This is a genomic window from Streptococcus equinus, from assembly GCF_900104225.1.
Classification (GTDB): Bacteria; Bacillota; Bacilli; order Lactobacillales; family Streptococcaceae; genus Streptococcus; species Streptococcus equinus_D.
In genome coordinates, this window is the sequence record NZ_FNJK01000003.1 from 20,406 (window position 1) to 43,599 (window position 23,194).

Consider the following 23,194-nt stretch of genomic DNA (forward strand, 5'->3'; position numbering starts at 1 on the left):
AGTTTTACTTAGGATTTTTTATTACTCAAAAAGGCTAGAACATTTGTTCTAGCCTTTTTTTGTTGTAATCTCATAAATACTAGGTTCTAAATACTTTTTTTCGTTTTCTAGTGATAGTGTAGATGATAAATAATGTGATACCAATTAGTGATAAAACGACACCTTCTTTAAATCCTGTTGGAACATAAGTTAGGATAACTTTTCCTTTTCCAGGTTTCACATCAACCTTCATAAAACCATCTTGAGCTTTTGATAGGGTGATTTTTTTACCGTTTTGAGTAGCTGTCCATCCTTTATCATATGGAATGGTAAAGAAGAGCGATGAGGCTCTATTAGCTTTATAGGCAGCTGTTACGGTATTTTTATGAGTTGTTACTTTGACATCTTGATTATCAATGATAGACATAGCTTTTTGATAATTCGCTAAATCAAGTGCATAGAAGTTGGGTTGATTGAATGATACTTGATTGTTTTCAGGAAATGTAAGTGTTACATGTAAAACTTGACTATCTTCAAAATAACCGAGATCAAAGAAAGTATAGGCATTATCAGTCGTATAGTCTACTGTTTTACCGTTGACAGTGATTTGTACCTTTTGGCTGTTTTCATTAGAAAATGTGATATTGGGAACACTAACATAAAGTTGAGTATTAGGAGCTACGGTTAAATCGTAATTGGCATGTGCATTTAATTCATCGTCATTACTTGATGTTACACGGCCGTTTAGAAGATTAGCTCCACCTGTTAATTGAGAAGCTACACGAGTAAAGTATCTTTCAGAAAGACCAGTTAAATTGTTAATTAAGTTGGTTTGGTTGTCAAGTGTGTTGACACTGAAGTTGACATCATTGTAAATGCCATTTGTTAAGATAGCAAGTTGGCTAGCATATTGATTTTCATATAATGACGTATCGCCCGAACTAGCTTTATAGTGAAAACCAAATTTATTGACATCCGTTTCAGAAAGATTATATTTTACAGCAAATAAACTATCCATCAACAAGGTATTGTTTTGATAACGAAGATTGAGATTGGTTCCTGTTGATTTAAATCCTAGGCGATCTAGTGTACTACTAGAAGTGGTGTTTCGAATAGATGAAAATTGGGAAATACCATGGTAATTATATTTCATACTATCGTTACCTGTTTGAGGAAGTAATTCTTCTGTACGATAGAAAGTGGTGTTAAGTTTATTGTTTTTTTGGATGAGTTGTTCAGTATCTGTCAAATGAAGTTCATAACTTTGACGTGATGGAAATACCCATTCATTATTTAATGCAGTAATCTGGTAATAAGTGTTTAGGGATATTTCAAATAATGTAAAGAGAAGTGTAAAGCTGACAAATAAGTTAAAGGTTAGGTACTGTTTAGCGTAGCTAATCAATATAATGGCATAAGCTGTTAAGAAAGAAAGCGTAATAATGATTTGTGGTGCTTCTAAAAATTGATAATGACTTTTCAGTAGCGTTGTAGCTAAAAATCCAACGACTAGAGGAATAATTCCAATAAGATAGTGTTTAACAGTTAGTTCTTTGAGATGTGATAAGGTCTCTGCTGCTAGAAGGATAATAATTATTGAAAATGTCCAAGAGTAACGGTGAAGGAACATATTTGGTGAATGCATTCCTTGCCACATTAAATCTAAAGGCTCAAGGTAAAAACTTGCAATAATTAGCAGCAAAATAACACCGTAGGCTAAACGTGTCTGCCATTTGATTGACTTAATTGTAAAGAAAATAATGGCTAAGATTAAAGGGAAAATTCCTACATAAATCATAGGAATTGAGCCAAATTTAGTTGTGTCATAAGAGCCAACAAAGTTTTTGGCAAATAAATCAAGAAACCATGAATTTTCTGTAAACCATTCTGTAAAGGTAGAAAATTTCTCTCCGTGTGTTGACAGGTCCAGGTAAGTTGGCAAGAGCATTACACAGCTAGATAGTCCAGCTAAGGTTGACACAATTGTAAAGTCTATAAATTGGCGTCCAATCGTTTTCCAGTGCTTTTCTTTGCTTACTTGAACGAGAAAATAAAGGACAAGGAAAATGGCAACCATAAAACCAAAGTAGTAATTTTGGATAAAGAGAATGGTTAAGGTAATGTAATATAGGACAAATTTTTTCTGATCTAGTAATCGATGAAGTCCAAGAATGATTAGAGGTAAGAGGATAAAAACGTCTAACCACATGTTAATCTCAATTTGGCTAACAGCAAAACTCATTAGAGCATATGAGGTTGACAGAATAACAGTAAATGATTTTAATACCTTTGGATAAAGTTGACGAAGACTATAAAAACTAGATAATCCCATGCAGGCAACTTTTAATAAAGTAAAGAGATAAACAGCATCTGGCATGCTCTTTAAGCTAAAGAAGTAGACCAAAGGTGAGAAGAAACTTCCAAGATAATAACTAATTAGAGCATAAAAATTTAAACCGAGTCCACTTGTAAAAGTATAAAATAGACTATCTGAGCCATGTAAGATGTTTCGTAGATTTTCAGCGAAAATAACATACTGATGAAAACCATCACTAGCTAAAATAGTTGTCTCACCGTTTAGGGTAATATCTTCAGCTAAAAGAGCTAGAAATAAGATAATGAAAGGTAAACAGAATGCTGTTAGGTAGTAAATGATATTATTTGTTAGTTTAAAAGATTTTAATTTCATAATGTTAGTAAGACAGGTTGAGATAAAAATCCCAACCTGTTTCTTTTCTATAATCTAAAGTATTGTAAATGTCACAATAAATTATGACAGAGTAATTAGTCTTTCCAGAGTTCTTTGACTTTTGCTTGAACTTCTTCGTTTTCAAGAAACTCATCGTAAGTTTCATCAATACGGTCAATGACACCATTTTTAGAAATAACAATGATGTGATTAGCCAAAGTTTGGATGAATTCGTGGTCGTGACTAGCGAAGATGATAGATTCTTTGAAATCTTTCAATCCATCGTTCAAGCTTGAGATTGATTCCAAATCTAAGTGATTTGTTGGATCATCGAGGATAAGAACATTTGATTTGAGAAGCATCAGTTTAGAAAGCATCACGCGCACTTTTTCTCCCCCTGAAAGGACGCTAACAGATTTGTTAACTTCATCTCCAGAGAAGAGCATACGACCAAGGAATCCTCGAAGGAATGTGTTATCGTCTTCTTCTTTATCAGCAAATTGACGAAGCCATTCAAGGATTGATTCACCTGAAGCAAAATCACGTGAGTTATCTTTTGGAAGGTAAGAGCGACTTGTTGTAACACCCCATTTGATAGTTCCTTCGTATTCGATGTCATCCATCAAAGCACGGATAAGAGCCGTTGTTTGAATATCGTTTTGGCCGATAAAGGCTGTTTTATCACCTGGACGTAAGATAAAACTGATATTATCAAGAACGGTTTCACCATCAATTTTTACAGATAGGTTTTCAACTGTTAGAAGGTCTTTACCAAGCTCACGCTCAGCTTTGAAGTTGATAAATGGGTATTTACGACTTGATGGAACAATTTCTTCAAGTTCGATTTTATCAAGCATTTTCTTACGAGAAGTAGCTTGTTTTGATTTTGAAGCATTGGCAGAGAAACGAGCAACGAATTCTTGCAATTCTTTGATTTTTTCTTCTGCTTTGGCATTACGATCGGCTTGCAAGCGAGCAGCAAGTTCAGATGATTGTTTCCAGAAATCGTAGTTACCGACGTAAAGTTTGATTTTACCAAAATCAAGGTCAGCCATGTGTGTACATACTTTGTTCAAGAAGTGACGGTCATGGGAAACAACGATAACAGTATTTTCAAAGTCAATCAAGAAGTCTTCAAGCCAAGAAATTGATTGGATATCAAGACCATTGGTAGGTTCGTCGAGAAGAAGAACATCTGGTTTACCAAAAAGAGCTTTGGCAAGAAGGACTTTCACCTTGTCACCGTTAGCAAGTTCACTCATGTTTTGATAGTGAAGATCTTCTGGAATATTAAGGTTTTGAAGCAATTGTGAAGCTTCACTCTCAGCTTCCCAACCGCCAAGCTCAGCAAATTCGCTTTCTAATTCTGCTGCGCGGACACCATCTTCATCTGAAAAATCAGGTTTCATGTAGATAGCGTCTTTTTCTTTCATAATGTTATAAAGGCGTTCATTCCCCATGATAACAACGTCGATGGCACGTTCTTCTTCGTAGTCAAAGTGATTTTGACGAAGAACTGATAAACGTTCATCTGGTCCAAGGGAAACATGACCTGTTGTTGGTTCAATATCTCCGGCCAAGATTTTCAAGAATGTAGATTTTCCTGCACCGTTGGCACCGATTAAACCATAGGTATTTCCAGCTGTAAAGTTGATGTTAACTTCATCAAACAGTTTTCTATCGCTGAAACGTAGTGATACATCAGAAACTGTAAGCAATTTTTCACCTCATAATATTTATCTATAAGCTCATTGTACATGAAAAAGCCCCAATTTTCAATTAGAGAAGTGGGGCTTTGAGTTACGTTTGGGTTACATTGGTAAAATGGCATCTTTTTCGTCAAGTTTATAGTATTTTTTGAGGCTGAAGCCACGTCCCATAACTTGTGTGGCAGGCATAACAACGATGAACGCTGTTTTGTCGATTTTTTGAATATTTTTTTCTAAACGAGGGACTTCTTGGCGTGAGACGGTTGTCATCAGCATTGTTTGATGGTCACCTGAGAAACCACCAGTGACAGGAATTTCTGTCACCCCTCGGTCAGCTTGTGTTGAAATATAGTCTTTAATTAAAGCGTTTTGTGGTGAAATAATCATGATGTTGCGCGATGAGGTAACACCAATTTGCATACTATTGACAACATAACCAATGACTAACAAACCAATAATTGAGTACATGACTGTGTCAACATCAAAAGCAACAAATCCCATAGCTACACTACAACCGTCAACGATTGTCATGGCAACAGCTAGTGGGAGCGGAGTGTATTTATGGAGAATTTGTGTGATGATACCTGTACCACCAGTTGAAGAATTTCCCCAGAAAACAACTCCTAAACCAAATCCACAAATAATACCACCAAATAAAGCAGCAAGGAGCGGATTGTGGGTTAAATTTGGCAAACCTTCTGTTAATTTAACAAAAATAGAATAAATCCAAGAGCCATAGATAGTCTTAAAAAATGTCTCTTTTCCTAGAAAAAGAAAGCAAGCTAATAGCAATGGAACATTGGTAATCATAACGAAGTTACCAGGATTCCATCCAAATAAGGCCTTCAAACTAACAGCTAATCCAACAACACCACCAGAAGCAATATGGTTTTCAAGGAAAAAACTGTTAAAGCCAACAGCAGCAATAAAGGCTCCAGCAGTTACGAGCCCAAAATCAATTAGTTTTTTCTTCATATGTAGTCCTCTTTTTTATAACAAACGATTATATTATGGCAAAGAAGCCCTTTATCGTCAAGATTTTTAGTGGTAAAAAGAGGCTTACAAGCATTTTTCTCATTTTCTAATTTAATTAAGAAGCAAAATGTATAATTATTCTATCTTTACTGATAGGGGAGATTTAAGGGAAAAGTTAGCGTCAGCTTGACAAAGAGGCTATAATTTCATAAAATGGAGAAGATTCAGAAGAGTAATGTAAACGCGTACTTTTAGAGAGCTGATGGTGCTGAGAATCAGTAGTAAGCTTACATGAATGGGCTGATGATTAAAAAGAATAATCTTTACATTTATCGTGTAAATTTTTATATAGTGGTAAAGAGATGGTAGGATTCTCCTATCAATTGAGGTGGTACCGCGTATTGATAACGCCCTCACGTCGTTTTACGACGTGTGGGTGTTTTATTTTTGAAATTAATTTTGAGGTGATAAAATGGCAAAACCAATTATTTTAACAGGTGACCGTCCAACAGGAAAATTGCACCTAGGGCACTATGTTGGAAGTCTAAAAAATCGTGTGCTTCTACAAAATGAAGACAAATATGATATGTTTGTTTTCTTAGCAGACCAACAAGCTTTGACAGACCACGCTAAAGAGTCTGAAATCATCAGAGAATCAGTTGGAAATGTTGCATTGGATTACCTATCAGTAGGACTTGATCCAGCTAAATCAACAATTTTTATTCAAAGTCAGATTCCTGAATTGGCTGAGCTAACGATGTACTACATGAACTTGGTATCATTATCACGTTTGGAACGCAATCCTACAGTTAAGACAGAAATTGCTCAAAAAGGTTTTGGTAGCTCAATTCCAACAGGATTCTTGGTTTATCCAATTTCTCAGGCAGCAGATATTACAGCTTTTAAAGCTAATTATGTGCCAGTTGGAAATGACCAAAAACCAATGATTGAACAAACACGTGAAATTGTACGCAGTTTCAATCACACTTATAAAACAGATGTTTTGGTTGAACCAGAAGGAATTTTCCCTAAAAATGAAGCAGCTGGTCGTTTGCCAGGGCTAGATGGTAATGCGAAAATGTCTAAATCTCTTGGAAATGGTATTTATTTGTCTGATGATGCTGACACTGTTCGTAAAAAAGTAATGAGCATGTACACAGATCCTAACCACATTCGTGTTGAAGATCCAGGACAAATTGAAGGAAACATGGTTTTCCATTACCTTGATATTTTTGGACGTGAAGAAGATCAAGCAGAGATTGCTGCTATGAAAGAACACTACCAACGTGGTGGTCTTGGTGATGTGAAAACAAAACGTTACTTGCTTGAGATTCTTGAACGTGAATTGGCACCAATTCGTGAACGTCGCTTAGAATATGCAAAAGATATGGGTGAAGTATTCCGTATGCTTGAAAAAGGAAGCGAAGCTGCGCGTGAAGTTGCAGGGCAAACTCTTGCTGAAGTTAAAGCAGCTATGGGGATTAACTACTTCTAAAATCAACAGAACTCTGAGGCAAATGCCTTGGAGTTTTTTTGGTAATTAGTAACATGTGTTTTAAATGAGAATTGCAAAAATAATCAGTCTAATATAGGAAAGAATTTTTGGAAAAAAATTGAATTTAATTTATTGACAAATGATTTGAGCGTGTTATTATAGTAACAATAAAAAATTAGCTAGGGTTAAAATCCCCTACAAATATATAGAAAAGAGGGTTATTTAATGTCAAATTGGGACACTAAATTTTTGAAAAAAGGTTACACTTTTGATGACGTACTACTCATTCCTGCTGAAAGTCATGTTCTTCCAAACGAAGTTAACATGCAAACAAAACTTGCAAAAAATTTGACATTGAACATTCCTATCGTGACAGCGGCTATGGATACTGTTACTGACAGTAAAATGGCAATTGCTATTGCACGTGCGGGTGGTCTTGGTGTTGTTCACAAAAATATGTCAATTCAAGAACAAGCAGAAGAAATCCGTAAAGTAAAACGTTCAGAAAACGGTGTTATCATTGATCCTTTCTTCTTAACACCTAAACATTCTGTTTCTGAAGCAGAAGAATTGATGCAACGTTACCGCATCAGTGGTGTTCCAATTGTTGAAACTCTTGAAAATCGTAAATTGGTAGGGATTATCACAAACCGTGATATGCGCTTCATCTCAGATTACCATGCTCCAATTTCTGCACATATGACAAGTGAAGAATTGGTAACAGCTCCTGTTGGAACTGATTTGGAAACTGCAGAACGCATCCTTCACGAACATCGTATTGAAAAATTGCCTTTGGTTGATGAAGCTGGACGTTTGTCAGGTCTTATCACTATCAAAGATATTGAAAAAGTTATTGAATTTCCTAATGCTGCTAAAGATGAATTCGGTCGTCTTTTAGTTGCTGGTGCTGTTGGTGTTACTTCAGATACATTTGAACGTGCAGAAGCTTTGTTTGAAGCAGGAGCAGACGCTATTGTTATCGATACTGCACACGGTCACTCAGCTGGAGTTCTACGTAAAATTGCTGAAATTCGTCAACACTTCCCAGAACGTACATTGATTGCTGGTAATGTAGCAACTGCAGAAGGTGCTCGTGCTCTTTATGAAGCTGGTGTAGACGTTGTTAAAGTCGGAATCGGTCCTGGTTCAATCTGTACAACACGTGTTGTAGCAGGTGTTGGTGTTCCTCAAATCACAGCTATCTATGATGCTGCAGCTGTTGCGCGTGAATACGGTAAAACAATCATCGCTGATGGTGGTATTAAATACTCAGGTGATATCGTAAAAGCTTTGGCAGCAGGTGGTAATGCTGTAATGCTTGGTTCTATGTTTGCTGGTACAGATGAAGCACCAGGTGAAACTGAAATCTACCAAGGTCGTAAATTTAAAACATACCGTGGTATGGGATCAATTGCAGCTATGAAGAAAGGTTCAAGCGACCGTTACTTCCAAGGTTCAGTGAATGAAGCTAACAAACTAGTTCCAGAAGGAATTGAAGGTCGTGTAGCTTATAAGGGTGCTGTAGCTGATATCGTCTTCCAAATTCTAGGTGGTATTCGTGCTGGTATGGGTTATGTTGGTGCTGAAGACATCACAGCTCTTCACGAAAAAGCTCAATTTGTTGAAATGTCAGGAGCTGGCTTGATTGAAAGTCACCCACACGATGTTCAAATTACAAATGAAGCACCAAACTACTCAGTACACTAAGAAAAACTGATGTTATAGATATGATCTCTGATGAGTTGATAAACTTATCAGAGATTTTTTTGTTTAGACCTTTACAAAATGGTAGGTTATGTGTTAGAATATGTAACTATGTTCGCAAAAAACATGAAATTTTCTTTTACTTTTCTGAAAAAGCGTTTTCATAAAAAGCGAATAGTTAATTATATATTTACAACAGTGTAAACAACGTTTACTAATCTGTAAAACATAGCGTAAAGGAGAAAAAATGCAGGGTATTTTATTTGCATTGATTCCCATGATTGCATGGGGAAGTATCGGGTTTGTCAGCAATAAAATTGGAGGTAAACCAGATCAACAAACATTAGGAATGACTTTAGGGGCGCTTTTATTTGCCTTTGTTGTATGGTTGTTTGTTCAACCAGAAATGTCAGTAACACTTTGGGTTGTCGGAATCATCGGTGGTATGCTTTGGTCTATGGGACAAAACGGCCAATTCCGTGCAATGCAATACATGGGTGTTTCAGTAGGTAACCCATTGTCAAGTGGAGCACAACTTGTATTTGGTAGCTTGATTGGTGCCATTGTATTTGGTGAATGGAGCAAACCAGTTCAATACACACTTGGTATTATTGCTTTGCTTCTTTTGGTTATCGGATTCTATTTCACAAGTAAACGAGATGCTGAAAAAGTTGAAACTAGCGAACTTACTGACTTTGGTAAAGGTTTCCGTGCTTTGACTTATTCAACAGTTGGTTACCTTTCTTACACTATTCTATTTAACAACATCATGAAATTCGATGCTTTAGCTGTTATTTTCCCAATGGCTGTAGGTATGGTGCTTGGAGCTATTATGTTCATGAAATTTAACGTTAAATTTGAAACAGTTGTTATCAAAAATGCAATCGTTGGTTTGATGTGGGGTGTTGGTAACATCTTCATGCTTCTTGCTGCTGCTAAAGCAGGTCTTGCTATTGCCTTTAGTTTCTCACAACTTGGTGTTATCATTTCTATTATGGGTGGTATCCTCTTCTTGGGTGAAACTAAAACACGTAAAGAAATGCGTTGGTTGGTAATTGGTATTGCATGCTTTGTTCTTGGAGCTGTATTACTAGGAATTGTTAAATCTTACTAATTATCATTGACAACATTGTCAATTCAGTTGTAAACACACAAAAAAGCTGGCTTAGGCCAGCTTTTTTAGTTTTCTTCAATAGTTCCTTGATTAACAGTGAAAATTTTCAACTCTTCTGGGAGTTTTGAAAGGTGTTCAAGACTTGTCGTTGTGATAAAGGTTTGAACATTTTCAGCAATAATCATTTTTAACAATTCTGTTTGTCGGTAGTTATCTAGTTCACTCATAACGTCATCAAGAAGAAGGATTGGGTAATCACCAGTGACATTCTTGATAAGTTCAATTTCAGCCATTTTAAGAGATAAAATCAGACTACGGTGTTGTCCTTGACTACCAAAATTAGCAGGCATGTCATTGATGAAAAATTCTAAATCATCACGATGAGGACCTGCGCCAGTATTTTTTTTGAAAATATCACGTTTGCGATTCTTTTCCAATGCTTTTAAAAATTGTTCCTTGATTTCAGCTTTGTCCTGAAAGGGAATAGATGATAAATAGTGAATTTTCAAATGTTCCAGTCCATTAGAGATAGCATAGTGATACCGGTCAGCTTCTTTTTCTAAATTGGAAATAAACTCTAATCGATGTTCCATTACACGGCTACCAAAGTCAGCCAATTGTTCATCAAGAACGGCTAGAAAGTCGACATCAACTTTTTCAGCTGTTTTTAGGTAAATGTTACGTTGTTTGAGGACATGATTATAATTAGACAAATCAGACAGGTAAACAGGCTTGATTTGCCCTAAATCAATATCAATAAATTTTCGACGAAGACTTGGTGCCCCTTTAATGAGTTGCAAATCTTCAGGTGCAAATAATACTACTGTCATAACACCAACATAATCAGATAATTTAGCTTGTTTGAGGTGATTAACTTTAGTAACTCGTCCTTTACTTGAGAGGTTGATTTCTAAGGGAACCGTACCACTTGAGCGTTGTAATATTCCTGAAACCCGAAGTTCTTTTTCTTGAAAGTGAATTAGCTCTTTGTCTGTACGTGTGCGATGGCTGCGTGTTAAAGATAAGAAATAAATAGCTTCTAAGAAATTGGTTTTTCCTTGGGCGTTTTTTCCAATGAAAACATTAAGTCCAGGGGAAAATTCAAGCTCATTAGTTAAATAATTACGATAATTTTTTAACGCTATTTTTTGAATCCACATATTTAAGTTCCTGGGAAACGAACGGGTTTGCGTTCTTTATTTGAATTAGCTTTCTTTTTAGGCTGATTTTGTTTCTTATCTTTTTTATTTTTAGCGTTTAATTCTTTAACAATTGCAGCAACACGGGCTTTTTCAGCCATGGCTTCAAGGTGCTCTTCTTTTTCCTTTTCTGTCGGTGCGATAATATCAATAATGATACTATCCTCTGGAATGCTTACAACATCACCGATACGAATTTTTTTACCGCGGCGTTTTTCGTCTTCGCCATTGAAGAGAACGGTTGTTTCTGCTAGATAAGCTTTGATAGCACCACCACTTTGGATAATACCCAGTTCTTTTAGTAAAGCTTGTAAAGTAATATAGTCATCAAATAATTTGTATTCCATCGTTTTCTCCATTTTATAATTCAAGTAATTATAACATAAACGTGGTATAATTTTAGCTAATAAAGTGTTTTTAGTAAGGAATTTGTAATGAAAATAGTTGATGGTGTTGAATTACATCTAATCAAAAACGAAAAATTCAAAATGAACCATATTACTTTTCGGTTTTCTGGAGATTTTAATCAAAAAACGGTAGCACGACGTGTTTTAGTGGCTCAAATTTTAGCAACTGCCAATGAGAAATATCCGACTGCTCAACGATTTAGAGAGCGTTTGGCAAGTCTTTATGGAGCAACTTTGTCAACTAAAGTATCAACAAAGGGATTGGTTCACATTGTTGATATTGAACTGGCTTTTATGAAGAATCAGTATGTGATGACTAAAGAGAATCTTTTGGAAGAAGTTATTGAGTTTTTATATCAAGTTCTCTTTTCACCACTTGTGACGGTTGAACAGTACCAATCTAAGTTATTTGAGCTTGAACAAGCAAATTTGATTAATTATTTAAAAGCTGATAAGGACGATAGTTTTTACAGCAGTGAACTAGGTCTAAAAAAATTGTTCTTTACGAATCCAGCTTTTCAAACTTCAAAATATGGAACAGCAGAGTTAGCAGCTGCTGAAAATTCTTATACAGCTTTCCAAGAATTTCAAAAGATGCTTCGTGAAGATCGCCTAGACATCTTTTTATTAGGGAAATTTGATGATTATCGCATGTTACAATTATTTAATCGATTTCCTTTCGAAGATCGTCACAAAGATTTAGTATTTGACTACCAACAAGATTTTAATAATATTGTCCAAGAAAAATTAGAAGTTCGAGAGGTTAACCAATCGATTTTACAGTTGGGCTATTCCTTCCCAATTCGTTACGGTGACAAGGATTACTTTACACTGCTTGTTTTTAATGGCTTGTTTGGAGGTTTTGCACATTCACGCTTATTTACAGAAGTACGAGAGAAAGAAGGGCTTGCTTATACTATTGGAAGTCATTTTGATATCTTTACAGGTTTACTGAATGTTTACGCTGGAATTGACAAGAAAAATCGTAATCGTGCGATGCAATTGATTAATAAACAATTTTCAACGATTAAATCAGGACGTTTCTCTGAAGCACTTTTAAAACAGACTAAGAAAATGTTGCAGGTCAATTTGAGACTAGCTGAAGATTCTCCTAAAGTATTGATTGAGCGTTGTTATAATGGTCAATATTTGGAAAATCATTACAGTGTTGACGATATGATTGACAATATTGACAAAGTTAGTAAAGCAGATATTCTTCATTTGACAAAAAAATTAAAATTACAAGCACTATATTTTTTGGAGGGAAAGTAAATGACAAAATTAGTTGAGACAGTTTTCCCTGAAATTGGTGAAAATTTGTATACTGCCGTATTAGAAAATGGCTTGAAAGTCTTTTTGATTCCTAAAACTGATTTTCAAGAAAGCTGTGGCATGTTAGTTGTCAATTTTGGTTCCCTTGACAACAAGTTTACACTGGATGAAAGTGTTAAAACATATGCAGAAGGTATCGCTCACTTTCTAGAGCATAAGCTATTTGAGCTAGAAGATGGACAAGATGTATCTGAATTATTTACTAATGCTGGTGCTAATAGTAATGCTTTTACAACTTTTGACAAGACATGCTTCTATTTTTCAACAGTTGATCATTTAAAGGAAAATTTGGAATTATTGCAGCATTTTGTAGCAGATACAGCCTTTACAGAAGAGTCAATTGAACGAGAAAAATCGATTATTGGTCAAGAGATTGATATGTATCAGGATGATGCCGATTATCGTTTGTATCAAGGTGTTCTTGAAAATTTGTATCCTAAAACCGCTCTTGCTCGAGATATTGCTGGAACTCATGAAAGTATTGCTAAGATTTCTGTGGCGGATTTAAAAGAAAATCATGATGTTTTTTATTCTCCACAAGAGATGACACTATTAGTTGTTGGTAATTTTGATAAGGATGACATCTTTAGACAAATTGAAGAGAGTCAAAAAGATAAAACGTGTGTTTCTCATGCCCTTAATCGTCAAGAGTTGATTTATGAACCTGTTGTCCCTAAGACAGCTGTTCAAATGGAAGTGACTCAACCTAAATTGGCTATTGGATTAAGAGGTCCGGTTTTAGCAGAAAGTACTTCTACACTACGTCAAGAACTAGCTTTGAGAATATTCTTTGCTATGATTTTGGGTTGGACATCAAAACGTTATCAAGAACTCTACGAAAGTGGTCAAATTGATGACTCTTTTGATTTTGAAATTGAGGTCTATCAACAATTTCAATTTTTAATCATCTCTTTAGATACCTCAGTACCAATTGCTATGGCAACTAATATTCGACAATACTTAGATAAAGTAGCAATATCTAGCGATTTAGATGATTTATCAGAAGATCATTTTGAAATTGTAAAAAAAGAACTCTATGGAGACTTTTTCAAGAGCATGGATTCAATTGATAATTTATCGGCTCAATTTATAAATCACCTATCTGATGAAGAGACCTACTTAGCCGTACCTAAAATTCTAAGTACTTTAAGTTTTGAAGAAGTGTTAAAAATAGGAAATGATTTCTTAACGCAATCAGATGCGACAGAATTCACAATCCTACCAAAATAAAATCGAAATACTTGTTAAAATTTGCTATAATAAATCTGATTATATTTTGTTAAAGGAAACCTTGTATGAGAGAAGAAACAATTGGTGAGATCTTAAGAAAAGGTCGTGTTGCCAAAAACTTGTCATTAGAAGATGTTGAAGAAAAAACAGCTATTCCTTCACCACATCTTTTAGCATTAGAATTAGAAAAATTTAAATTAATTCCTAAGGATGAAGTTGAAACTTACCTTCAACAATATGCGGAATTGGTTGACGTTGATGCAGCAGAACTATTAAAGCGCTATCGAGAACAAGTGGCTGAAGTGAAAGAAGAAACACCAACAGTTGCTGATGACGAACGAATTACAATTGTACCAAGTCATAAAAAAGCAGAGCTACAAGCGAAAAAACAAGCTCCTGTTTCTAAGTTAGAACCTAAACAGACTGATGAATTTGGAATTGGTTCACGTTCAAGTCGCTATAAGAGTTCAGAAAAAACGGCATCTTATCTACCAATTATTTTACTTTGCTTAGTTGCTCTAGGCATTTTAGCTTTTGTTTCTTTTGTGACTTGGACACAGCTTCAAAGTGATAGCAATCACTCAAATCCAAGCTACTCTGTTGTTCATAGTTCATCTGCATCAAGCAGTTCTTCAACAACAGAAAGTTCCTCTTCGACAAGCTCTTCTTCATCTGAAGAAAAGACATTGAAAATGGAAACTGAGGGAGGCGGAAGTAACTTAACGGTTAATCTATCAAATGTTACAGATAATTTGACTGTTGATATCAGTTTATCTGGTGCAGATAGCAGCTGGGTTTCTGTAAGTAATTCAGAAGCTGGTGATGGTGGAACGTTACTTTCTTCAACAGGAGTTTCAAGCTATTCAGCAACGCTTCCTGCAGGTACAAAAACATCTGTGATTACACTTGGTGTAACTGCAGGTGTCACAGTTTCAATTAATGGTCAAGCAGTTGATACGTCTGCTTTGACAAGTACAACATTAAGTTATATTACAATTAATATTCAATAAGGTAGGAAAATGAAAATCGATTTTACAAAAAAAGAAAACATTCCTAATTTGTTAACATTAGGTCGTATTGTTTTGATTCCAGTATTTATTTTGATCCTTTGTATATGGAATAATACAGCAGGTCATGCGGTTGCGGCAGTAGTTTTTGCATTGGCAAGTATTACGGATTATTTAGATGGTTATCTTGCAAGAAAATGGCAAGTTGTTACAAACTTTGGTAAATTTGCAGATCCATTGGCTGATAAGATGTTAGTAATGACAGCATTTATCATGCTTGTTGAATTAGGAATGGTTCCTGCTTGGATTGCTGCGATTATCATTTGTCGTGAGCTTGCGGTAACAGGTCTTCGTTTGTTACTAGTTGAGAATGGTGGAACAGTTTTGGCAGCTGCTATGCCTGGTAAAATCAAAACATTTACTCAAATGTTTTCAATTATTTTCTTACTTTTCCATTTTTCAACTATTGGAACAATTTTACTTTATGTCGCTTTGATTTTCACAATTTATTCTGGTTATGATTATTTCAAAGGGGCAGGCTTCCTCTTTAAGGACACATTTAAATGACATTTAACAGTATTGACGTCAAAAATTTAACATTCAAATATACTGATCATCAAGAAAATTACACTTTAGATAATTTATCGTTTCACGTGAAACAAGGAGAATGGTTGTCTATCATTGGGCATAATGGTTCAGGAAAATCAACAACAGTTCGTTTAATTGATGGACTGTTGGCTGCTGAATCAGGTCAAATCTTTGTAGAAGGGGAACTTTTAACCGAAGAAAACGTGTGGAACATTCGTCAAAAAATTGGAATGGTTTTTCAAAATCCGGACAATCAATTTGTTGGAGCTACCGTTGAAGACGATGTTGCCTTCGGATTGGAAAATAAGGGAATTCCATTAGAAGAAATGCAAGCACGTGTGAAAGAAGCGCTCGAGCTAGTGGGAATGTCAGCTTTTGCTGATCGTGAACCAGCTCGTCTTTCAGGTGGTCAAAAACAGCGTGTGGCTATTGCAGGCGCAATTGCAATGCGTCCAAATATCATTATTTTAGATGAAGCAACTAGTATGCTGGATCCAGAAGGACGTCTAGAATTAATTCAAACAATAAAAGAGATTCGTGATCAATACAATATGACAGTTGTGTCTATTACTCATGATTTGGATGAGGTTGCTCTTAGTGACCGTGTCTTAGTTATGAAAAAAGGAAAAGTTGAATCAAGTTCAACACCGCGAGAACTCTTTGCTAGAGGAGAAGAATTATTGACTTTGGGATTGGATATTCCTTTTTCAGCCAATCTTATCTCTACTTTAAAGAATAAAGGGTTTGAGTTTACAGAGAATTATCTTACGGAAAAGGAATTAGAAGATCAGTTATGGGAATTACTCTTGAAGGCGTAAATTACACATATCAAGCGGGGACACCTTTTGAAGGGCGTGCCCTTTTTGACATTAATCTTACTATAAAAGAAGGCTCTTATACGGCTTTTATTGGACATACTGGATCAGGTAAGTCGACGATTATGCAGCTTTTGAATGGTCTTAACGTTCCTACAGAGGGTGCTGTGATTGTTGATGATATTAAAATTACAGCTAACTCAAAGAATAAGGAGATTAAGCCTGTTCGTAAAAAAGTTGGTTTAGTCTTTCAATTTCCTGAAAGTCAACTTTTTGAGGAAACAGTCCTTAAAGATGTGGCATTTGGGCCACAAAATTTTGGTGTTTCTATAGAAGAAGCTGAACAGTTAGCACGAGAAAAGCTAGCTATGGTTGGGATTCATGAAGAATTTTTTGAAAAGAATCCTTTTGAGTTGTCTGGTGGTCAAATGCGCCGTGTGGCTATCGCTGGTATTTTAGCTATGGAACCCGAAGTTTTAGTCTTAGACGAACCAACAGCAGGTTTAGACCCTAAAGGGCGTCGTGAATTGATGACTTTGTTTAAAGAATTACACCAAAATGGGATGACAATCGTGTTAGTAACCCATTTAATGGATGATGTTGCTAATTACGCTGATTATGTTAATGTCCTTGAAGGTGGTAAATTAGTCCGTTCAGGCTATCCTAAAGAAGTTTTTCAGGACGTTGAATTTCTTGAAAGTAAGCAATTAGGTGTTCCAAAAATCACCAAGTTTGCTCAACAACTTGTAAAACGTGGATTACATTTAGATACTTTACCAATTACTATAGAAGAATTTGCAGAGGTGGTGAAACATGGATAAATTAATACTTGGTCGTTACGTACCTGGAAATTCATTAATTCACCGTCTAGATCCTCGTAGTAAGCTTCTAGCGATGATTTTATATATTATCATTGTTTTTTGGGCGAATAACCTTGTTACTAATCTATTGATGATTGCTTTTACTTTAGTAGTTGTTTTATTATCAAAGATTAAATTGAGCTTCTTTTTAAGAGGCGTTCGTCCAATGATTGGTATTATTTTGTTTACGACGTTATTCCAAATGTTCTTCACACATGGAGGAGAAACTTATTTTCAATTTGGAATTTTGAAGATTACAAGTTATGGGTTTAGTCAAGCAGTATTGATTTTCATGCGTTTTGTCTTGATTATCTTCTTTTCAACGCTTCTAACCTTGACAACGACACCGTTGAGCCTTGCTGATGCTGTTGAGTCTTTGTTAAAACCATTTGTTCGTTTTAAAGTACCTGCTCATGAAATTGGTTTAATGCTTTCTTTGAGTTTACGTTTTGTTCCGACATTGATGGACGATACTACACGTATTATGAAAGCTCAGAGAGCACGTGGGGTTGATTTTGGCGAAGGAAATCTTATTCAAAAGGTGAAATCAATTATTCCAATTCTTATTCCACTCTTTGCTTCTAGTTTTAAACGTGCGGATGCATTAGCTCTTGCGATGGAAGCACGTGGCTATCAAGGTGGAGATGGACGTACAAAATATCGAATTTTACAGTGGACAGTTAAAGATTCAGTAACCATTTTACTTGTCATAATTTTAGGAATTCTCTTATTTTATCTTAAAGAAAGCTAAAACGCCTAATCTGTAGGCGTTTTCTTTATAATATAAGAATGTAATTGTAATATTTTTAATATAACTCTAAAACCAGAGTAACATTTTGTCTGTATTATATAGCCTGTACTAATTTTTGAAACAAAAAAAGGAGCATATAATGCAAACAAATATTTTTAAAACTAAATCGAAATCTATTAAACTTGGTCTTGCCGGTGTAGCCGCTGCAGCAGCACTAATTATCCCAACAGTTGCTAGCGCAGATTCATACACAGTTAAATCAGGTGATACACTTTCTGAAATTGCTGTAACTTACAACACAACAGTTGAAAAATTGGCTTCAGTAAACAGCATTGCAAATGTTGACTTCATTACTGTAGGTCAAATCTTAGAACTAGATCCAGAAGCTACTGCACCAGTTGCAACTGAAACTGCTACAGTAGAAGCTGCACCAGCAGCTACTGATAACTCAGCTGCAGCAGCACCAGCTGCGCAAGCTGAAACAACAACTACTTCTTACACATCAAACTTGGGTACTTCAGACGCTCAAGCTAAAGAAATCATTGCTCAACGCGAATCAAGCGGTAGCTACACAGCACAAAACGGTCAATACTATGGTCGTTACCAATTGACAATGTCATACCTAAACGGTGACTTGTCAGCTGAAAACCAAGAACGTGTTGCTGATTCATACGTAGCAGGACGCTATGGTTCATGGTCTGCTGCCCTTGCATTCTGGAATGCAAATGGTTGGTACTAAGATTTAGAGATAGAATTACCAGTATTAGAATAAAAAGATTGAAGAAATTTCTTCAATCTTTTTTTGTTTTATCATCAAAAAAATTAGCGTTTTCATTGGGAACTTGATGTTAATCTCAATATCTCTGTAATATTTTTAACATATTTTCAATCTCCGAGTAATAAATAAATTATATGATAGGAAACAGGAGTTCTAGAGAGGTATATATTTTATTTATTATGTATAGTAGGATTACTAAAGCAAAACATAGAAAAATCAGAAATATTATTGTCAGCATCCTTGGAGTCATTTTTGTTGCGGCAATGATTGTTGTTCTTATTCCAAAAATAGAAGCATTTGCAGAAACTATTACAACTCGTTCAGAAGCAGGAGCTGCTAAATCTGTATCAACGTCAAGTTCAGAAAGCTCTGCTATGTCTACTACAAGTATCAGCTCTACAGAGTCGAATTCTGAATCATCTAGTAGTTCTGTAGAAGAAAGTGAAGAAGTTGAATCATCTTCATCAGTTGAAGAGGCATCAGAATCTGAAGTATCAAGTTCTGAAGCTGCACCCGTTACTGATGATACAACTGTTGTAGCAGCAAGCTCTACGGCACCTTCTTCAACAACGCCACAATCATCAGCGCCTTCAGTAGTAGCTGCAAACGGAAATACAGCTGGTGCTATTGGTTCAGCTGCAGCAGCTCAAATGGCAGCTGCTACAGGTGTCCCCCAATCAACTTGGGAAGCAATCATCGCTCGTGAGTCTAATGGTGATCCTAATGTTGCTAATCCATCAGGAGCATCAGGATTGTTCCAAACGATGCCGGGTTGGGGTTCAACAGCTACTGTTCAAGATCAAATCTCAACAGCTATCAATGTCTATAATACACAAGGACTTTCAGCTTGGGGATATTAATTTAATAGAAGAAAAAGCACTAATCATCTTATAAAGATGATAGTGCTTTTTTAATATCATGTGGGTGATGGCAAATACTTTCAGCGCCATGTTCTTGTAAACTTTCGAGACTACCAAATCCCCATGTTACACCGAGTCTTCTGATCCCTGTTTTTTGACCACCAATCATATCAAATTTTGTATCACCGATGATAACAGCTTCGTGTGCTTGAATGCCTTGTTCTGTAAGGCAGGCATTGATTACATCTGCTTTATGGAAATGTTGGGGAGTAGAACCGTAGACTTTTTCAAAATGTGAAATGATGCCAAGTTCTGTCAACATGAGATTAGCCATTGGTTGATGTTTACTTGTGGTAACAAATAATGAGTAATTTAAATCATTTAACTCTTGCAGTGCTTCTGAGATACCATTATAAAGGGAGACTTGATGGACACCTTTTTCTCCATAATAGTCTCTAAAGGTTTTGATAGCGTGATCGACTTCATCAGCTTGATCAAAATATTGTCCAAAAGTCACTTCTAGTGGAGGTCCGATGAATGTTGACAGTTGTTTATCCGTTTGTAAAGGTAGATGTAACTTTTCAAAAGCATAATTAAAAGCTGCTTTAATACCAGGACTTGAATTTACTAGTGTTCCATCAAGGTCAAATAAGATTGATTTCATATTTACTCTCCTGTAAATTTTGTCAATATTGATTGACAATGTCGTCAATCAGCAAGAAAATTAGCACTTAGTATTTTAATACTATATTGATTACTCTCCGAATATTTTGGCTTGTAAGCGGCGTCCAGTTGGTGTGGCTGCTAGCCCACCTTCGGCAGTTTCTCGGAAAGCTGTTGGAAGACTAGATCCAACTTGGTACATAGCATCAACAACTTCATCAACTGGAATTTGCGATTCAATGCCAGCAAGTGCCATATCAGCAGCAACCAAGGCAAAACTAGATCCAAGAGCATTACGTTTAACGCAAGGAACCTCAACAAGTCCTGCAACAGGGTCACAGACAAGTCCTAGCATGTTTTTAATAACAAAGGCGACAGCTTGGCTAGCTTGATAAGCAGACCCTCCAGCGGCCTTTACAAGGGCTGCTGCACTCATTGCGGAAGCAGATCCGACTTCGGCTTGACAGCCACCTTCAGCCCCAGAAATTGATGCGTTGTTTCCAATAACAAGTCCAAAAGCACCCGCAGTGAACAAGAAGTTAAGTTGTTCTTCTTCAGAAAGGTTTAATTTCTCAATGGCTGTTGTTAAAACGGCAGGTAGGCATCCAGCAGAGCCTGCTGTTGGTGTGGCACAAACCAGCCCCATCTTGGCATTTAATTCGTTAACGGCTATAGCATTTCGTACGGCTGTTAGCACAGTTGTATCAGATAAGTTTTTGCCAGATTTTAGATAGTTGTCCATTTTGACAGCATCTCCTCCGGTTAAACCGCTAATTGATTTACTAGGAGTAAGTCCATCAGTAACAGAATTTTTCATGACTTGAAGGTTTTTCTTCATAATGTGAATGATTTCTTCACGGCTACGTCCACTTAATTCAGTTTCTGTGGTAATCATTAGTTCAGCAATATTACCGTTAAAGTCTTTATCGGCTTGTTCAACTAATTCTTTAATAGAATAAAACATTCTTTTCCTTTCTAATCAAAGAAGTTCACATTGTGTAAGTGTGGGATGTGCTGGATTTGTTCAACAGCTTTGTGACAATCACGTGAGTCAACTTCGATAATCATGATTGCTTTTTCACCAGCGCGTTCTCGAGTGACGTTCATTTGAGCAATATTAATGTTGTGTTCAGAAAGAATATCTGTTACTTTGGCAATCATACCAGGGATATCTTGGTGAACGATAATTAAGGTTGGTGTATTCATTTTTAAAGAGACAGAAAAACCGTTAAGTTCAGTTACTTCGATATTTCCACCACCAATTGAGATACCAGTGATGCTCATTGTTTTATCCCCTTTTTCCACGGTGATTTTAGCAGTGTTGGGGTGAGGGGCATTGCTATCTTTTAGGATATCCCAATAAATACGAACGCCTTTTTGGTGAGCGATTTCTAATGAATTTTTAATATCTGGGTTATCGGTATCCATTCCTAGGATACCAGCAACGAGTGCTTTATCAGTTCCGTGTCCACGGTAGGTCTTAGCAAATGAATTATATAAATGAAATGTTACGGAATCAGGAATTTCTCCGAAAATAGAATTTACAATTTTTCCAATACGAACAGCTCCAGCAGTGTGGCTGCTTGACGGGCCAATCATTACGGGTCCAATAATGTCAAAGACAGATTGGAATTTTAGATTTTTCATATCTACTCCTTCTAGAATCTATGCTTATTTATTATAACAAAGGAAAAGACTTGGGTAAACGATAATAAATCGCTTAACTTGATTAAAAATGAGAAAAAAATGTAAAAAGGAAGCACAAAAGACTTACATAACAAGAATTTCATGTTATAATAGACTTCGCGTGGTTTCACGCATTCAAAATCGACCTTCAAATCGATTTTTGAAAAACTGGGCCCTTCAAGCCTATGTTCGAAAAAAATATCTTGATGGGAGGATTATCATGACAGATAATTCAAAAACACGTGTTGTTGTTGGTATGAGTGGAGGCGTTGATTCGTCTGTAACAGCTCTTCTTTTGAAAGAGCAAGGCTATGACGTTATCGGTGTCTTCATGAAAAACTGGGATGACACAGATGAATTCGGTGTTTGTACAGCAACCGAAGATTATAAAGACGTGGCAGCTGTAGCTGACCAAATTGGTATTCCGTATTATTCTGTTAACTTTGAAAAAGAGTACTGGGATCGTGTCTTCGAATACTTCCTTGCGGAATACCGTGCAGGACGTACGCCAAATCCAGATGTAATGTGTAATAAGGAAATCAAATTTAAAGCCTTCCTTGACTACGCTATGACACTTGGTGCCGATTATGTGGCAACTGGGCACTACGCACAAGTCTCTCGCGATGAAGATGGTACAGTTCACATGCTTCGTGGTGCAGATAATAACAAAGACCAGACTTATTTCTTGAGTCAATTGTCACAAGAACAATTGCAAAAAGTAATGTTCCCACTTGGTCACTTGGAAAAACCAGAAGTGCGAAAAATTGCTGAACGCGCGGGACTTGCAACAGCTAAGAAAAAAGATTCAACAGGAATTTGCTTTATTGGTGAAAAGAACTTTAAACAATTCCTTAGTCAATATTTACCAGCTCAAAAAGGTCGCATGATGACTGTTGATGGCCGTGATATGGGTGAACACGCTGGTTTGATGTATTACACAATCGGTCAACGTGGAGGTCTTGGTATCGGTGGTCAACAAGGTGGCGACAATGCTCCTTGGTTTGTTGTCGGAAAAGACCTTTCAAAAAATATTCTTTACGTTGGTCAAGGTTTCTACCATGAGTCACTAATGTCAACTAGCCTTGATGCTTCAAGTATTCACTTTACACGTGATATGCCTGAAGAATTTACAATGGAAGTTACTGCAAAATTCCGTTACCGCCAACCTGATTCAAAAGTTACTGTTCATGTTAAAGGTGACAAAGCAGAAGTTGTCTTTGATGAACCACAACGTGCTATCACACCAGGTCAAGCTGTTGTATTCTACGATGGTGAAGAATGCCTAGGTGGCGGAATCATCGATATGGCTTATAAAGATGGTGTTGCTTGCCAATACATCTAATTGACAACTTT

At 36.2% G+C, this 23,194-nt stretch carries 21 protein-coding genes and 1 other annotated feature; of the genes, 13 read left to right on the forward strand and 8 right to left on the reverse strand.

The window, feature by feature from the left end:
- Positions 1-79: 79 nt before the first annotated feature.
- From BLP98_RS05290 to BLP98_RS05300, 3 genes are all read right to left on the reverse strand, one after another.
- The gene (locus tag BLP98_RS05290) at positions 80-2,668 is read right to left on the reverse strand and encodes a YfhO family protein (RefSeq protein ID WP_074482266.1); all 2,589 of its coding nucleotides are present in this window, start codon (positions 2,666-2,668) and stop codon (positions 80-82) included.
- Between the two features lie 95 nt (positions 2,669-2,763).
- Positions 2,764-4,386 carry an ATP-binding cassette domain-containing protein gene (locus tag BLP98_RS05295; protein ID WP_074482267.1) on the reverse strand — a complete coding sequence of 541 codons (1,623 nt, stop codon included), beginning with the start codon at positions 4,384-4,386 and terminating at the stop codon, positions 2,764-2,766.
- 93 nt (positions 4,387-4,479) lie between these two features.
- The gene (locus BLP98_RS05300) at positions 4,480-5,352 is read right to left on the reverse strand and encodes a YitT family protein (protein ID WP_074482268.1); all 873 of its coding nucleotides are present in this window, start codon (positions 5,350-5,352) and stop codon (positions 4,480-4,482) included.
- Positions 5,353-5,562: 210 nt separating this feature from the next.
- Positions 5,563-5,770, forward strand: a binding site (T-box leader).
- 54 nt (positions 5,771-5,824) lie between these two features.
- Between BLP98_RS05300 and trpS the strand changes: the two genes are divergently transcribed.
- From trpS to BLP98_RS05315, 3 genes are all read left to right on the forward strand, one after another.
- Positions 5,825-6,847, forward strand: a complete 1,023-nt coding sequence (gene trpS / locus BLP98_RS05305) for a tryptophan--tRNA ligase (protein ID WP_074482269.1) — start codon at positions 5,825-5,827, stop codon at positions 6,845-6,847.
- A gap of 225 nt (positions 6,848-7,072) precedes the next feature.
- Positions 7,073-8,554, forward strand: coding sequence for an IMP dehydrogenase (gene guaB / locus BLP98_RS05310; protein ID WP_074482270.1), 1,482 nt, complete (start codon positions 7,073-7,075; stop codon positions 8,552-8,554).
- 244 nt (positions 8,555-8,798) lie between these two features.
- Positions 8,799-9,665 carry a GRP family sugar transporter gene (locus BLP98_RS05315; protein WP_074482271.1) on the forward strand — a complete coding sequence of 289 codons (867 nt, stop codon included), beginning with the start codon at positions 8,799-8,801 and terminating at the stop codon, positions 9,663-9,665.
- 65 nt (positions 9,666-9,730) lie between these two features.
- Here BLP98_RS05315 and recF read toward each other — a convergent pair whose 3' ends face one another.
- A complete protein-coding gene (gene recF, locus BLP98_RS05320; RefSeq protein WP_074482272.1) occupies positions 9,731-10,825 on the reverse strand; it encodes a DNA replication/repair protein RecF in 1,095 nt (364 codons plus the stop codon).
- 2 nt (positions 10,826-10,827) lie between these two features.
- Positions 10,828-11,211: a S4 domain-containing protein YaaA gene (yaaA, locus tag BLP98_RS05325; RefSeq protein WP_074482273.1), complete on the reverse strand. Its 384-nt coding sequence runs from the start codon at positions 11,209-11,211 to the stop codon at positions 10,828-10,830.
- 87 nt (positions 11,212-11,298) lie between these two features.
- Here yaaA and yfmF point away from each other — a divergent pair, with 87 nt between their 5' ends.
- The 9 genes from yfmF (at position 11,299) to BLP98_RS05370 (ending at position 19,492) form a co-directional block, all read left to right on the forward strand.
- Positions 11,299-12,543 (forward strand): EF-P 5-aminopentanol modification-associated protein YfmF, encoded by a 1,245-nt coding sequence (gene yfmF / locus BLP98_RS05330; RefSeq protein WP_074482274.1) that lies wholly within the window; start codon positions 11,299-11,301, stop codon positions 12,541-12,543.
- The gene (gene yfmH, locus BLP98_RS05335; RefSeq protein WP_074482275.1) at positions 12,544-13,833 is read left to right on the forward strand and encodes an EF-P 5-aminopentanol modification-associated protein YfmH; all 1,290 of its coding nucleotides are present in this window, start codon (positions 12,544-12,546) and stop codon (positions 13,831-13,833) included.
- 65 nt (positions 13,834-13,898) lie between these two features.
- Positions 13,899-14,843, forward strand: a complete 945-nt coding sequence (locus tag BLP98_RS05340; protein WP_074482276.1) for a helix-turn-helix domain-containing protein — start codon at positions 13,899-13,901, stop codon at positions 14,841-14,843.
- Between the two features lie 9 nt (positions 14,844-14,852).
- Positions 14,853-15,407: a CDP-diacylglycerol--glycerol-3-phosphate 3-phosphatidyltransferase gene (pgsA, locus tag BLP98_RS05345; RefSeq protein ID WP_074482277.1), complete on the forward strand. Its 555-nt coding sequence runs from the start codon at positions 14,853-14,855 to the stop codon at positions 15,405-15,407.
- Positions 15,404-16,246, forward strand: coding sequence for an energy-coupling factor ABC transporter ATP-binding protein (locus BLP98_RS05350; RefSeq protein ID WP_074482278.1), 843 nt, complete (start codon positions 15,404-15,406; stop codon positions 16,244-16,246). The genes pgsA and BLP98_RS05350 overlap by 4 nt, the downstream gene beginning before the upstream one ends.
- Positions 16,222-17,064, forward strand: a complete 843-nt coding sequence (locus tag BLP98_RS05355) for an energy-coupling factor ABC transporter ATP-binding protein (RefSeq protein ID WP_074482279.1) — start codon at positions 16,222-16,224, stop codon at positions 17,062-17,064. Before BLP98_RS05350 ends, BLP98_RS05355 begins: the two co-directional genes overlap by 25 nt.
- Entirely contained in the window at positions 17,057-17,854 is a 798-nt protein-coding gene (locus BLP98_RS05360; RefSeq protein ID WP_074482280.1) for an energy-coupling factor transporter transmembrane component T family protein, read from the forward strand. Before BLP98_RS05355 ends, BLP98_RS05360 begins: the two co-directional genes overlap by 8 nt.
- Before the next feature lie 139 nt (positions 17,855-17,993).
- Positions 17,994-18,593, forward strand: coding sequence for an aggregation-promoting factor (locus tag BLP98_RS05365; protein WP_074482281.1), 600 nt, complete (start codon positions 17,994-17,996; stop codon positions 18,591-18,593).
- 218 nt (positions 18,594-18,811) lie between these two features.
- Positions 18,812-19,492 (forward strand): transglycosylase SLT domain-containing protein, encoded by a 681-nt coding sequence (locus tag BLP98_RS05370; RefSeq protein WP_074482282.1) that lies wholly within the window; start codon positions 18,812-18,814, stop codon positions 19,490-19,492.
- A gap of 28 nt (positions 19,493-19,520) precedes the next feature.
- Here the strand turns inward: BLP98_RS05370 and BLP98_RS05375 are convergent, their stop codons facing one another.
- The 3 genes from BLP98_RS05375 to sdaAB all read right to left on the reverse strand — a co-directional run bounded on the left by BLP98_RS05375 (position 19,521) and on the right by sdaAB (position 21,802).
- Complete coding sequence (locus tag BLP98_RS05375) at positions 19,521-20,156, reverse strand: HAD hydrolase-like protein (protein WP_074482283.1); 636 nt, start codon at positions 20,154-20,156, stop codon at positions 19,521-19,523.
- A gap of 90 nt (positions 20,157-20,246) precedes the next feature.
- Positions 20,247-21,119 carry an L-serine ammonia-lyase, iron-sulfur-dependent, subunit alpha gene (gene sdaAA, locus BLP98_RS05380; RefSeq protein ID WP_074482284.1) on the reverse strand — a complete coding sequence of 291 codons (873 nt, stop codon included), beginning with the start codon at positions 21,117-21,119 and terminating at the stop codon, positions 20,247-20,249.
- An 11-nt stretch (positions 21,120-21,130) separates the two neighbouring features.
- Positions 21,131-21,802: an L-serine ammonia-lyase, iron-sulfur-dependent subunit beta gene (sdaAB, locus tag BLP98_RS05385; protein ID WP_074482285.1), complete on the reverse strand. Its 672-nt coding sequence runs from the start codon at positions 21,800-21,802 to the stop codon at positions 21,131-21,133.
- A gap of 259 nt (positions 21,803-22,061) precedes the next feature.
- Between sdaAB and mnmA the strand changes: the two genes are divergently transcribed.
- On the forward strand, positions 22,062-23,183 hold the full coding sequence (gene mnmA / locus BLP98_RS05390) for a tRNA 2-thiouridine(34) synthase MnmA (protein ID WP_074482286.1): 1,122 nt from the start codon (positions 22,062-22,064) through the stop codon (positions 23,181-23,183).
- The last annotated feature ends 11 nt before the right edge of the window (positions 23,184-23,194 follow it).